Origin of the sequence: Haemophilus sp. CCUG 60358 (assembly GCF_001679485.1) — a bacterium.
Classification (GTDB): Bacteria; Pseudomonadota; Gammaproteobacteria; order Enterobacterales; family Pasteurellaceae; genus Haemophilus_D.
On record NZ_LZOZ01000020.1, the window covers coordinates 48,571 to 62,027 of the forward strand.

A 13,457-nucleotide genomic window follows, 5' to 3' on the forward strand; every position below is an offset into this window, starting at 1 on the left:
GGAGAGGGCTAGGGAGAGGGTAAGCAAGCCGCAGGCTTGCCTCTTCAGCGAAAGATACGAATCTGTTATCCGAACGCGATTCGGTTTTTGAAAAAGCCGTGGTGCCAAGGGGGCAGGGGATTCATTATGAGGTGCTTTATGTTTTCGACTGTGATTACTGCTGCTGTTTTATATATTGCTACAGCAGTAGATTTGTTGGTAATACTATTAATATTTTTTGCTAGAGCAAATACTAGAAAAGAATATCGAGATATTTATATCGGACAATATTTAGGTTCTGTAATTTTAATATTAGTTAGTTTATTTCTAGCTTTTGTTTTGAATTATGTTCCGGAAAAATGGGTGTTGGGTTTATTAGGTTTAATACCGATTTACTTAGGTATTAAAGTTGCTATTTACGACGATTGTGAGGGCGAAAAAAGAGCTAAAAAAGAATTGGATGAAAAAGGGTTGTCAAAATTAGTCGGTATTGTTGCTTTGGTTACAGTTGCTAGTTGTGGTGCAGATAATATTGGACTTTTTGTTCCTTACTTTGTGACTTTAGATCTTGTCGACTTATTAGTTACTCTTCTTGTATTTTTAATATTGATTTTTGTTTTAGTATATACAGCACAAAGATTGGCTAATATTTCAGGTGTTGGTGAAATTGTAGAGAAGTTTAGTCGTTGGATAATGGCTGTTATTTATATTGGTTTAGGGTTATTTATTATTATTGAAAATAATACAATTCAAACAATAATATCAATAATATGAATGATACGGGCATTTGAGTATCTGACAAACCTTCGGCTTGCTTCTTCAATACAAGATACAACCCTGTCCGCCCAATAAATCCATATCCGAAAGCATCTTCATGCAGAATTAAGCCAAACCATGAATAAGTTTTTCACCCACCCCATGCGGCCGTTTTTCGTCGGTGCGGCGGTGCTTGCCATACTCGGCGCGTTGGTGTTTTTCATCAGCTCCGGTGCCGTCATTTTGAAATGAAACCAAATCAAAGCCGATTGAATCATCGTCCACTTGGGTACGACCATCACGTCCGCCGGTTGCTGTTGCTGATGTTTTGTAGAAAATTTTCATGATATTGTCCTCAATTCAATATTGGTTAAATGTTTTGGCGTACTGCCGTTGAAAGTGAGTTCATTATATTGAACGGCAATATGAAGTGTTATATGATTTATCCAAATAACTTGCCTATTCCTACAAAACTATGTTCTCAACTGAAACGATAGAACGCTTATTAAAAGTTATTCCACATAACGAAACCTATTCATCTCCAATTAAAGGCTTGGTGATTCGCCATGCCGATCAGCCGTTTTGCTACGAGGGTATTATTCAAGAACCGAGCATTTGCATCGTGTTAAGTGGGGAACGTGAAATACAACTAGGCGAACAATGCTACCGATTTGATAATCAACATTTTATGTTTTGCCCAGTAAACATACCGATGCGTGGCGAGATTAAATGTGCAGAGCCGCAAAAGCCGTTTTTAGTGATGTCGATGAAAATTGATATTGAAAGCGTTAGCAAGATTTTATTAGCAAATCCAAACCTTGTAGATGATGTCCAACAGGGCGACGAAGGTTTTCAATGGCATCTGGATGAATCTCTCAAAAATGCTGTTGAACGTCTATTGCTCTTGCACGAAAATCCAAAAGATATTGAGTTTCTTGCACCGCTTATCCAACAAGAAATTTATTATCGACTCCTTACAGGCGAACAAGGTGGTAAATTTAAAGCCATGGTAAGCAATGGATCGCATACCAAAAAAATTGCCCAATCCACCCACTATCTACAACAGCATTTCAGTGAAACCATTACCGTGGAAACCTTGGCAAATCTAAGTGGCATGTCATTATCTGGATTTCATAGTCATTTCAAGAAGATAACCAGCCTTTCACCGCTACAATATCAAAAATCATTACGTTTGATGGAAGCCAGACGATTGATCGCACAAGAAGGACGAGGTATTACCGAAGCCGCTTACCAAGTCGGCTACGAATCACCTAGCCAATTCAGCCGTGAATACAAACGGTATTTCGGGCATGCGCCCAAGGGGGATATTAAATAGATGGGGCTTAAAGATAGGTTTAAATACACCTAAAAATTTGACCGCACTTTATGATGAAAAAAGTCTGAAACGTTAATTTCAGACGTTTTTTATTTAACCAAGATTTTGTGAAAAACATTAAAAATGAGATAATTCTCAAACCTTTTAAGAGGCGTTATTTATAAAAATATTTGGAGAAAGCATGGAACATAAACTTGAGGATATCATTGCGATTTTTAATCAATGTTTTGAAGAAGAATATAATACGCGATTGGTTAAAGGTGGGGATGAGCCGATTTACATTCCGGCAAATGATGAGGTGCCTTATAATGCGATTTACTTTGCGAGAGGCTTTTACAGCAGTGCATTACATGAAATCGCCCATTGGTTGGTAGCAGGGAAAGAGCGCCGTAAATTAGAAGATTTTGGCTATTGGTATGAGCCAGATGGTCGTTCTGAAGCACGTCAGCGTGATTTTGAAAAGGTGGAAGTGAAGCCCCAAGCATTGGAATGGATTTTAGCCACAGCGGCGGGATTCCGTTATTTTGCTAGTGCGGATAATTTGAATGGCAATCCAGGGGATACGCAACCATTTAAGCAAGCGGTGTATGAGCAAGTGAAAACCTATGCTGAAAAAGGTTTACCAAAACGTGCAGAAACCTTGCGTCATGCCTTGGCTCAATTTTATGGCACTGAAGATCGAATTGATTTAGCGAAGTTTGATGTGACTCGCATCTAAAGTACGGTCATTTTTAGGCAGATTTTGCGTCTGTCAATTTCCCTTAAAATCGGCTAAAATAGGCCGATTTTATTTTTGGCTTTAACTTTATAAAAATATGAAAGATTCTATTATTGCAAAACTTGAAAGTTTAAAAGAACGTTATGAAGAATTAGAGGCATTGCTAGGCGATGCGTCGGTGATTTCGGATCAGGATAAATTCCGTGCGTATTCTAAAGAATATTCACAACTTGAAGATGTGGTGAAATGTTTTAATCGTTGGAATCAGCTTAATTCTAACATTGCTGAAGCAGAGTTGATGTTAGATGATCCTGAAATGAAAGAAATGGCAGAAATGGAAATTGAAGAATCCAAAGCTGAAATTGAAGAAGTGGAGCAACAACTTCAAATTCTTTTATTACCGAAAGATCCAAATGATGAATATAACTGCTATTTAGAAATTCGTGCAGGTACAGGTGGGGATGAAGCGGGAATCTTTGCCGGCGATTTATTCCGTATGTACAGCCGTTATGCTGAAAGTAAACGCTGGCGTGTTGAAATGCTCAGCGCAAATGAAAGCGAGCAGGGCGGTTATAAAGAAGTCATCGTCAAAGTAAGCGGTGATGGCGTGTATGGTCAGTTAAAATTTGAATCAGGCGGCCACCGTGTACAACGTGTACCAAAAACAGAAAGCCAAGGTCGTATTCATACTTCAGCTTGTACTGTTGCGGTTATGCCTGAATTACCTGAATCTGAAATGCCGGAAATTAATCCTGCAGATTTACGTATTGATACCTACCGTTCATCTGGTGCAGGTGGTCAGCACGTTAATACGACTGATTCTGCGGTACGTATTACCCACATTCCAACGGGTATTGTGGTGGAATGTCAAGATGAGCGTTCACAACATAAAAACAAAGCCAAAGCGATGTCTGTATTGGCTTCACGTATTGTTCAAGCGGAGCAAGAGCGTCAAGCCGCAGAGCAAGCAGATACCCGCCGTAACTTATTAGGTTCAGGCGATCGTTCTGATAAAATTCGTACTTATAACTACCCACAAGGTCGTGTAACAGATCACCGTATCAACTTAACGCTCTATCGTTTAGATGAAGTGATGAACGGCAAAATTGACGAGCTTATTCAACCAATTATTACTGAATATCAAGCGGATCAATTAGCGGCGTTATCTGAGAGTAATTAATGACCTATCAACAATGGCTTGCTGATGCTGCGCAAGCCTTAAATCAGGTAAATCCGACAGAGAATAGCAAAGTTGATGCGTTAGTGCTATTGCAACACGCAACGGGCAAATCTAGAACGCAAATTTTAGCTTTCGATGAGACGGAAATTGATGAAAAAGTGCGGTTAAAATTGACCGCACTTTTAGATCGTCGTTTAAAAGGCGAACCTATCGCTTATATCCTCGGAGAAAAAGAATTCTGGTCCTTGCCTTTAAATGTATCTGAAGGAACATTAATTCCTCGTCCCGATACTGAAATTCTCGTAGAAAAAGCATTGCAAATTGCGTTAGAAAAACTGGAAGAAAATCCACCGCACTTTCGTATTCTCGATCTTGGCACTGGCACGGGGGCTATTGCGTTGGCGTTGGCTTCTGAGCTTTCTCTAATTTGTCAAAAAAAGGCTATTCAATTGGATGTCATTGGTGTGGATTTAATGCCAGAAGTCGTTAAATTAGCGCAATCCAATGCAGAAAAAAATCAGCTTGATGTGCAATTCTTGCAGAGTCGTTGGTTTGAACATGTTGAAGGGCAGTTTGATATTATCGTCAGCAATCCGCCTTATATTGATGAAACCGATGAGCATCTTTTCCAAGGTGATGTGCGTTTCGAGCCTCGTTCGGCGTTGGTGGCGGGTGAAAATGGTTTAGCTGATTTACGTCATCTTATTGAGTGCGCACCAGTACATTTAAAAGATAACGGCTATTTATTGTTAGAGCACGGTTGGAAACAGGGCGAAGAAGTGCGGTCAATTTTCTGGCAAAATCATTGGCAAGGGGTTGCAACCATACGGGATTATGGCGACAATGAGCGCGTAACGTTGGGATATTGGAAGCGGTAATGAAATACGATCAAAAAGCCTTGTATGCTGAACTGACTCATTTTTATTTGAGCATTTGTGAGAAAGAGCAACTTGATGAGCCTCGTATAAGAGGGCTCGTGGGGAGTTTAGTGCGTAAAGCTCGCCAAGCTATTCCTGAAGAATGGGATGATAAAGCTAAAATTCATCAATTATTACAGCTATTTTACGGTGATTGGGGCTTTCATTGCGATGCGGACAATTATTTCTATGCTCGCAATTTATATCTTCCATATATTTTAGAAGAACGAGAAGGCATGCCGGTGAGTCTTGGCGCCTTAATACTTTATTTAGCTGCAAGTTTAAAATTACCGATTTATCCCGTAAATTTCCCGACCCAACTGATTTTACGTGCAGAAGTAGAGGGTGAAGTAGCGTTCATTGATCCTTGGAGCGGAAAATATATTTCAGTGGATGAATTGAAGAAACTCTATGAGGGTGCCTTTGGTTTTGGCGCTCAAATTCAACCTGAGGATTTAGCCCGAGCAGATATTCCGATGCTGACAGCACGTTTCCGTCAGCTCGCCAAAAATGCCTTAATTCGTGAAGAACAAAACGATTTGGCTTTTAATTATATCCAATTCTTGTTAGCGGGAAGAAAAGATCCTTACGATATTCGCGATCGTGGCTTAGTGTTGGCGCAAATGGGCGCTTATCCTTCAGCTATTGAGGATTTAGAATATTTTGTGGATCAATGTCCAAATGATCCCACTTCTTCTCTGTTAAAAACTCAACTTTTAGAACTGAAAGGCGAAGCATTGAAAGATGCCAATGCCATCCATTAAAAAGGAAATATTATGCAAAATAAAATTGTAAAAATTGGCAATATTGATGTCGCAAATGACAAACCTTTTGTACTTTTCGGCGGGATGAACGTACTTGAAAGTCGTGATATGGCGATGCAAGTTTGTGAAGCTTACGTGAAAGTGACTGAAAAGTTGGGCGTTCCTTATGTTTTTAAGGCATCTTTCGATAAAGCTAACCGTTCTTCAATTCATTCTTACCGTGGTCCAGGTATGGAAGAAGGTTTAAAAATTTTCCAAGAGATAAAAGAAACCTTTGGCGTGAAAGTGATTACCGATGTGCACGAAATCTATCAATGCCAGCCTGTTGCTGATGTGGTGGATGTGATTCAGTTACCGGCATTCTTGGCTCGTCAAACCGATTTAGTTGAAGCCATGGCAAAAACGGGTGCGGTAATTAACGTGAAAAAACCACAATTCTTAAGCCCAGGTCAAATGGGCAATATCGTCGATAAGTTTGAAGAATGTGGTAACGATAAAATTATCCTTTGTGATCGCGGTTCGAACTTTGGTTACGATAATTTAGTAGTGGATATGTTAGGTTTCGGCGTAATGAAAAAAGTGTCTAAAGGCAGTCCAGTTATTTTTGACGTGACTCATTCATTACAATGTCGTGATCCGTTTGGTGCAGCTTCAGGCGGTCGTCGTGAACAAGTGACCGAATTAGCCCGTTCTGGCTTAGCAATTGGTATTGCAGGCTTATTCTTGGAAGCACATCCAAATCCAAATCAAGCAAAATGTGATGGCCCTTCTGCATTGCCACTTTCGGCATTAGAAGGCTTTGTCTCACAGATGAAAGCCATTGATGATTTAGTGAAGTCTTTCCCTGAATTAGATACGTCTATCTAATTTAGAAGTGCGGTTGAAAACAGCGTTGTTTTTGACCGCACTTTTGTTCTGTAAAAGGAGATAACAATGAATATCGTATTTTTAGACAGCACGGCAATTCCGAAACATATTCCTATTCCTCGTCCAAGCTTTCCGCATAACTGGGTAGAGTATGAATATACTTCTGCGGAGCAAACTATTGAGCGAGCAAAAGACGCGGATATTATTATCACCAGTAAAGTGATTTTAAGCCGTGAGGTGTTGCAACAACTACCTAAATTAAAATTGATTGCTATCACCGCAACAGGCACCAATAACGTGGATTTAGACGCGGCAAAAGAATTGGGCGTGGCGATTAAAAATGTGACGGGCTATTCTGCTACGACGGTACCTGAACATGTGTTGGGGATGATTTTTGCGTTAAAACATAGTCTAGCAGGTTGGCAACGCGATCAAATAACCGGTAAATGGACAGAGAGCAAACAGTTCTGCTACTTTGATTATCCCATTACGGATGTTAAAGGTTCAACGTTAGGCGTGTTTGGAAAAGGTTGTTTAGGTACAGAAGTGGGGCGTTTAGCAGAACTTTTAGGCATGAAAGTGCTTTATGCTGAACATCGAAATGCCACAACGTGCCGTGAAGGTTACACGCCTTTTGAAGAGGTGATAAAACAGGCCGATATTCTGACATTGCATTGTGCATTGACTGAAACAACTAAAAATTTAATCAATCAAGAAACCTTGTCACTTTGTAAGAAAGGTGCGTATTTAATCAATACTGGTCGTGGTCCATTGATTGACGAGCAAGCAGTTTGTGACGCATTAAAATCAGGACAATTAGGTGGTGCCGCATTAGATGTGTTAGTGAAAGAACCACCAGAGAAAAATAATCCACTGATTGAATTAGCGAAAACGATGCCGAATTTAATTATCACACCTCATATTGCTTGGGCGAGTGATAGCGCGGTAACCACGCTAACAAAAAAAGTGACGCAAAATATTGAAGATTTCGTTCAACAATTAAATCAAAAATAATGAATTTACCTATTTCTTTATACGTCGCCCTGCGATATTGGCGGGCAAAAAGCGCTGATCGTTTTGGGCGACTTGTTGCTAATTTGGCAAGCTTTGGCATCGTACTGGGTGTGATGGCATTGATTATTGTGCTTTCTGTCATGAATGGACTAGAAGGCTATCAAAAACAACAGGTGCTTTCGAGCATTCCGCATGCGATTGTTAGCCAAGAAGCGCCTATTCCGGCAGAAAAACCGCTTGAAAATACACCGCACTTTGTGCAAAAAGCCGTGCCGATTAATACGACGAATGTTGTGTTTCAAACAGCAAAAGGCGTGAGTGCAGGACAAGTGATTGGTATTCAGTCTTTTTCAGATGATCCTTTATTAGAAGATATCGATCCTAGTCAGTTTAACCAACTTTTACCGCAAGGTGAGTTTAAGTTAGTTATGGGCGATAAGTTAGCCCAAAAATTAGGCTTAGCAGTGGGTGATAAGGTTCGTTTAATGATTACGGAAAACAGCCAGTACACCCCATTTGGTCGCGTCCCGATGCAGCGTTTATTTACGGTGAGCGAGCTTTACTATGATTATGGCGAAGCGTCAGGCTATGAAGTTTTTGCTAATTTAGCCGATATTGGTCGCCTAATGCGTATTCAGCCAGGCGAAGCTCAAGGCTATCGTTTATTCCTAGATGATCCTTTCCAAATCACAGAATTACCAACCTATTTCAAAGAGAGTCATATCAGTGACTGGCGTGTCCAAAAAGGGGAGTTTTTCCAAGCGGTCCGTATGGAAAAAAATATGATGGGCTTGTTGATTAGCTTAATTATTGTTGTTGCGATTTCAAATATCGTGACCTCATTAAGTTTAATGGTGGTGGATAAACAAGGGGAAATCGCTATTTTGCAAACGCAAGGTGTGACTAAATCACAAGTGCGTTCGATCTTTATTTATCAAGGTTTATTGGTGGGGCTAGTGGGCACATTGATTGGTGCTGTACTGGGTGTATTAATCACCTTAAACCTTGGGGCAATTTTAAGTGCGGTCAATCCAAACGGTGTTTTCTTGCCAACATCCATTGAGCCTGTGCAAGTCATTATTGTGATAGCCTTTTCTTTATTGTTATCTTTATTATCAACCATTTATCCAGCTTATCGTGCGGCAAAAACTGAGCCGGCGGAAGCATTACGTTATGAGTAAAATATGAATAACTACTTATTAGAATGCCAAAATATTAATAAATTTTACCAAGAAGGCGAGAACCAAACTCAAGTATTAAAAGGCGTAAGCTTTGCCATGAAACCACAAGAATTAGTGGCGATTGTGGGGAGTTCTGGTTCGGGAAAAAGTACTTTATTGCACACCTTAGGCGGCTTAGATCAGCCAAGCAGTGGAGAAGTGTTTATTAAAGGGCAATCTTTGCAAAAAGCGTCTGAAAGTGAATTGGCTAAATTACGTAACCAAAATCTAGGTTTTGTGTATCAATTTCACCATTTAATGGCAGATTTTACTGCGTTAGAAAATGTGATGATGCCGATGTTAATTGGTCGTCAGAATAAAACAGAAGCAAAAGATCGTGCTGAAAAAATATTAGGCGCAGTAGGCTTAAGTCATCGCATTACCCATCGTCCATCTGCCCTTTCGGGGGGAGAACGTCAACGTGTGGCGATTGCTCGTGCATTAGTGAATAATCCAGCTCTTGTCTTAGCCGATGAACCAACCGGTAACTTGGATCATAAAACTACCGAAAGTATTTTTGAATTAATTCAAACCTTGAATGCGGAACAAAATATTGCGTTTTTATTGGTTACGCATGATATGTCATTGGCGCAAAAACTGTCTCGTTGTTTAACTATGCAAGACGGCATTTTGAAGGAAGGTGCATAATGAATACGCCTTTTTTCATTAGTTGGCGTTATCAGCGGGGCAAGCAAAAGAATCCGTTGGTGGCGTTAATTTCAAAATTCTCTGCTATCGGTATCGCCCTTGGCGTAGCGGTATTGATTGTCGGATTAAGTGCCATGAATGGTTTCGAGCGTGAATTAAACTCGCGCATTTTGGCTGTCGTGCCACATGCGGAAATCACAGTAAATCCACAGGGCAATGAAGCCACATTAAACCATTGGCAAAGGTTAGCCGAACGTCTAAAAAAGAACAAAAAAATAACCGCACTTTCACCTTTTGTGAGTTTTACTGCCTTAGTTGAAAATGGCAATAAACTCAAAGTCGTTCAAGTGAAGGGGGTTGATAAACAAGCTGAAGATCAAGTGAGTTCTCTCGGTAAGTTTGTGGAAGGCGATGGCTGGCAAAAATTCGCAGAAGAAGGTGGATTGGTGCTGGGCTCTGGTATTGCCAAAGAGTTAGATGTTAAAGCAGGCGATTGGGTGTCGTTATTAATCTCTCAACCAAATGGCGAAGATCAAATAGCTCAACCTAATCGTGAGCGTGTTCAAGTGACCGCTATTTTACGTTTAGATGGTCAGTTAGACCACAGTTATGCCTTACTGGCATTGCCTCAAGCACAAGAATTAATGGGGTATCGCGAAGATCAAATCACCGGTGTTGAATTGAAAGTGGATGATCCATTTAAAGTACAAGACATGGATTATTCGATGCTGAATGATTATCCGCAACTGCTTTATATTCAAAACTGGGTGGCAAAATTTGGCTATATGTATCGTGATATTCAGCTTATCCGTACAGTGATGTATATCGCCATGGTGCTTGTAATTGGGGTGGCGTGTTTTAATATCGTTTCAACCTTAATTATGGCGGTAAAAGATAAGCAAGGTGATATTGCGATTATGCGAACCCTGGGGGCGAATAATGGCTTTATTAAGCAGATCTTTATTTGGTATGGTTTGCTTGCAGGAATGAAAGGATGTTTGATTGGTATCGTGTTAGGTGTCGTACTTGCCCTTAATCTCACGCCGATTATTCAAGGCATCGAGACATTACTCGGTAAAAAACTGTTATCAGATGGCATCTATTTCGTTGATTTCTTACCAAGTGAATTACATTGGTTCGATGTTGTATTAGTTCTCGTGGCGGCATTGGTATTGAGTTTACTCGCCAGTCTTTATCCAGCCAGTCGAGCCGCGAAGTTACAACCGGCTCAAGTATTGAGTAATCATTAATAAAAAAATCAGGGATTAAGTATTTAATCCCTGATTTTTTATTGTTCAACCATTAATCATTATTGGTTTTCTTTATCTGTTTTTAATAAGCCAGATGAACCTTCAGAATAATCGCGAGGTGGTTCTTCAGATTTACTTTCTGATGAGGCAGTCACTAGCTGTTGAGTAAATAAACCTTTATTGGCAGGCTTGTTACCGAGTAAAGTTTCAGATGAAACCGCGTAATGACGATACAGTTTTTGATAATCACCAATTAAGGTTTTAAATAATTCGGCACTTTCAGCAAAATGTTTTTCAAGTTGTGCTTGTTGATCGCTTAACTGTGTTTTCACTTCTTTTAGCTCAGCTTCTGTCTGAACTTGTTTTTTAACTGAGCCTTTCGTTAAACGTAATAATAAATAGCCTAAGATTACGCCAACCACAAGCCCAATCACAGCGGCTTGCCATATTTCTGGTATCCATGATTGCATACATTACTTCTTATTTTGAATTCAGTGTTAGTGTAAAGGAAAATCGAAAAACTTTCTTTGCGGTTGATCACATTTTGAAAAAGCTGTGTTTACACGGCTGCAATAATAACGATTTCAACTTTCCAATCAGAATCTGCAAGTTTCGCTTCTACCGTTGCTCGGCTTGGTGGGTTTTGGCTATCGACCCATTCATCCCATGCTTGGTTGAGTTGAGCATAATCCGCCATATTAGCAAGGAAGATTTGCGAGGTAAGAATTTTACTTTTTTCAGAACCAATTTCTGCCAATAATTTATCGATCAGTGAAAGGACTTCTTTGGTTTGCTCGTAAGCATTTTGCTTAACGGTTTTTTCCGGTACTTGGCCTGCAAAATAGGCAGTATTGTTATGAATGACCACTTCAGACAAGCGTTTGCTTGGTTGAATGCGTTGAATCGACATAATGGCTCCTTTTTGATGAAGATAATTCCATTCTAAAGGTGGTTTTAGACTTTGTAAATCAAGAAATTGTGAGATAAAATAATTGAGAATTTTTATCAACTAAAGGAAACTATGAAACTCCTGATTTCGAATCAATATGGCGCCATTGTGATGGCATTATTGCCTTTTGTTTATGGTATGTTATTAGCTTCACCCGTTTGGGCGCATTTCTTTTTGCTTTTAGCTTGGTTCACGATGTATTTGCTGAGTTACCCAATGCTGAGTCTCTTTAAAGGCAAAAATATGGCGGAATATAAAAAGTGGACAATCATCTATGGTGTTGCAGCTTTTTTATTTGCGCTTCCTGCTATTTTTTATAACTGGCAAATTCTTTTCTTTATTGCAGCCATGTTTCCTTTTGTGTTGGTGAGTATCTATTACACTAAGAAAAAAGATGAACGTAATCTTCTCAATGATTTAGCGGGTATTGCGATTTTTGCCCTTGCAGGTATGGGATCCTATTATTTTTCTGACCGCACTTTTGACGAAAAAATCTGGTGGGTGGCGCTGTATCCAAGTCTCTTTTTTATAGGCGCGACGCTTTATGTCAAATCAATGATGCGTGAACGCAAAAATCCGCTTTATCTCAAAGCCTCTATTATTTTCCACGTGCTTTGTGTACTCGGTTGCTTGTTTACCCAACAATATGTCTTATCACTTGCTTTTGTGCCGGCGTTAATTCGTGCCATTTATTTACCAACCAAGAAACTTTCGGTTAAGCAAGTCGGTCTAATAGAATTCGGAACATCCGCCATTTTTTTGATTATTTTATTGATAGCGACATTATAAGATGAAGACATTAGCCAAACTTTTATTCCTCACCACGCTCACCTTAAGCAGTTCAGCATTTGCGATGAAAACCATTGATTTGGTCGATAAAGCGCAAATGACAGAGCAGCAAAAAATGGATCTGGTGCAAAAACTGGCTGAGAAACAAGATTGGAAAGCCGTTTTTGAAATTATGTATCCTTTAGCTTTGGAAGGTAATTTACAAGCTCAAAGCAATTTAGGGATGCTTTATAATTTAGGCCGTGGAGTAGATGAAAATAAAGAGTTGGCTTATTGGTGGTTTAGTGAAGCTGCTGAGCGAGGCAGTATTAAAGCTATCAATAATTTGGCGGTCATGTATTTCAACGGCAACAACTATGTAAAACAAGATACCGCTCAAGCGATTAAATTATTTGAAATCAGTGCGACAAAAGATCCTGATGCCATGCTTACATTAGGGGAAATTTATACCAATCAGAAAGAATTTACTAAAGCCTTTGAATGGTTCCAAAAAGCGGCGAATGCGAGCAGCAATGAGGGGCGATTCCGTTTGGCTCGTTTGTATGAAGAAGGGATTGGGACACAAGTGAATATTGGTTTGGCTAAATTGCTTTATTTGGAAATTATGAATACGGCGAAAAAGGATGAAATCAAAGAAATCGCCAGACAGCGATTACAACGTTTAAGCTTGTATTAAGAAAAAGTGCGGTTGATTTGATCTGACCCCAAAAATCTGGACTATTCACATGAGGACTGACGACGATATTGTATCGGACTCAGTCCTTTTAATTTTAGTTGAATCCGTCGATGATTATAGTAATCCAAATAATCCCTTACCGCATTAACTATCTCCTCTCGCGTATTAAATTCCCGACTATAAAAGCATTCCGTTTTTAATCGTCCAAAGAAACTCTCCATCGCGGCATTATCCAAACAGTTTCCTTTCCTTGACATACTTTGTATGATGCCGTGCTCAGCAAGAATTTGACGATAAGCCGCCATCTGATATTGCCAGCCTTGGTCTGAATGTAAAATGCTACCACTTGTTTTATCTAATCGTTTAACCGCCAGCTTTAACATCTTCTCCACCT

The 13,457-nt window shown here is 39.7% G+C and carries 17 protein-coding genes; 13 read left to right on the forward strand and 4 right to left on the reverse strand.

Translation table 11 applies throughout. The features are described 5' to 3' along the window. The first annotated feature begins 138 nt into the window (after positions 1-138). Positions 139-753: a CadD family cadmium resistance transporter gene (locus A9500_RS10335; protein WP_003766668.1), complete on the forward strand. Its 615-nt coding sequence runs from the start codon at positions 139-141 to the stop codon at positions 751-753. 108 nt (positions 754-861) lie between these two features. Here the strand turns inward: A9500_RS10335 and A9500_RS10340 are convergent, their stop codons facing one another. Beyond that, positions 862-1,080, reverse strand: coding sequence for a hypothetical protein (locus A9500_RS10340; RefSeq protein WP_065244873.1), 219 nt, complete (start codon positions 1,078-1,080; stop codon positions 862-864). Between the two features lie 130 nt (positions 1,081-1,210). Here A9500_RS10340 and A9500_RS10345 point away from each other — a divergent pair, with 130 nt between their 5' ends. The 10 genes from A9500_RS10345 to lolE all read left to right on the forward strand — a co-directional run bounded on the left by A9500_RS10345 (position 1,211) and on the right by lolE (position 10,649). Beyond that, entirely contained in the window at positions 1,211-2,071 is an 861-nt protein-coding gene (locus A9500_RS10345) for an AraC family transcriptional regulator (RefSeq protein ID WP_065244874.1), read from the forward strand. 181 nt (positions 2,072-2,252) lie between these two features. Then, positions 2,253-2,789, forward strand: a complete 537-nt coding sequence (locus tag A9500_RS10350) for an elongation factor P hydroxylase (RefSeq protein ID WP_065244875.1) — start codon at positions 2,253-2,255, stop codon at positions 2,787-2,789. A gap of 97 nt (positions 2,790-2,886) precedes the next feature. After that, the gene (gene prfA, locus A9500_RS10355; protein ID WP_005698533.1) at positions 2,887-3,969 is read left to right on the forward strand and encodes a peptide chain release factor 1; all 1,083 of its coding nucleotides are present in this window, start codon (positions 2,887-2,889) and stop codon (positions 3,967-3,969) included. Next, positions 3,969-4,847, forward strand: a complete 879-nt coding sequence (prmC, locus tag A9500_RS10360) for a peptide chain release factor N(5)-glutamine methyltransferase (RefSeq protein WP_065244876.1) — start codon at positions 3,969-3,971, stop codon at positions 4,845-4,847. Before prfA ends, prmC begins: the two co-directional genes overlap by 1 nt. Continuing rightward, entirely contained in the window at positions 4,847-5,650 is an 804-nt protein-coding gene (locus A9500_RS10365) for a SirB1 family protein (RefSeq protein ID WP_065244877.1), read from the forward strand. The genes prmC and A9500_RS10365 overlap by 1 nt, the downstream gene beginning before the upstream one ends. A gap of 12 nt (positions 5,651-5,662) precedes the next feature. Beyond that, entirely contained in the window at positions 5,663-6,517 is an 855-nt protein-coding gene (kdsA, locus tag A9500_RS10370) for a 3-deoxy-8-phosphooctulonate synthase (protein WP_005695859.1), read from the forward strand. Positions 6,518-6,583: 66 nt separating this feature from the next. Next, positions 6,584-7,531, forward strand: a complete 948-nt coding sequence (locus tag A9500_RS10375; protein WP_065244878.1) for a 2-hydroxyacid dehydrogenase — start codon at positions 6,584-6,586, stop codon at positions 7,529-7,531. After that, a complete protein-coding gene (locus A9500_RS10380) occupies positions 7,531-8,712 on the forward strand; it encodes a lipoprotein-releasing ABC transporter permease subunit (RefSeq protein ID WP_065244879.1) in 1,182 nt (393 codons plus the stop codon). Before A9500_RS10375 ends, A9500_RS10380 begins: the two co-directional genes overlap by 1 nt. 3 nt (positions 8,713-8,715) lie before the next feature. Further along, the gene (gene lolD / locus A9500_RS10385; protein ID WP_014065207.1) at positions 8,716-9,399 is read left to right on the forward strand and encodes a lipoprotein-releasing ABC transporter ATP-binding protein LolD; all 684 of its coding nucleotides are present in this window, start codon (positions 8,716-8,718) and stop codon (positions 9,397-9,399) included. After that, the gene (gene lolE, locus A9500_RS10390) at positions 9,399-10,649 is read left to right on the forward strand and encodes a lipoprotein-releasing ABC transporter permease subunit LolE (RefSeq protein ID WP_065244880.1); all 1,251 of its coding nucleotides are present in this window, start codon (positions 9,399-9,401) and stop codon (positions 10,647-10,649) included. The genes lolD and lolE overlap by 1 nt, the downstream gene beginning before the upstream one ends. 59 nt (positions 10,650-10,708) lie before the next feature. On the opposite strand, the gene A9500_RS10395 is transcribed toward lolE, so the two are convergent. Together A9500_RS10395 and A9500_RS10400 are read right to left on the reverse strand one after the other, a co-directional pair. Further along, the gene (locus tag A9500_RS10395; RefSeq protein ID WP_065244881.1) at positions 10,709-11,119 is read right to left on the reverse strand and encodes a YhcB family protein; all 411 of its coding nucleotides are present in this window, start codon (positions 11,117-11,119) and stop codon (positions 10,709-10,711) included. An 89-nt stretch (positions 11,120-11,208) separates the two neighbouring features. Further along, positions 11,209-11,559 (reverse strand): RidA family protein, encoded by a 351-nt coding sequence (locus A9500_RS10400; protein ID WP_065244882.1) that lies wholly within the window; start codon positions 11,557-11,559, stop codon positions 11,209-11,211. 111 nt (positions 11,560-11,670) lie between these two features. Between A9500_RS10400 and A9500_RS10405 the strand changes: the two genes are divergently transcribed. Together A9500_RS10405 and A9500_RS10410 are read left to right on the forward strand one after the other, a co-directional pair. Continuing rightward, positions 11,671-12,387 (forward strand): YwiC-like family protein, encoded by a 717-nt coding sequence (locus A9500_RS10405; RefSeq protein WP_065244883.1) that lies wholly within the window; start codon positions 11,671-11,673, stop codon positions 12,385-12,387. A gap of 1 nt (position 12,388) precedes the next feature. Next, positions 12,389-13,063, forward strand: coding sequence for a tetratricopeptide repeat protein (locus A9500_RS10410; RefSeq protein WP_065244884.1), 675 nt, complete (start codon positions 12,389-12,391; stop codon positions 13,061-13,063). Positions 13,064-13,104: 41 nt separating this feature from the next. Here the strand turns inward: A9500_RS10410 and A9500_RS10415 are convergent. Further along, positions 13,105-13,457: IS3 family transposase (locus A9500_RS10415; protein ID WP_218836887.1), on the reverse strand; the 353-nt coding region annotated here is incomplete at its 5' end.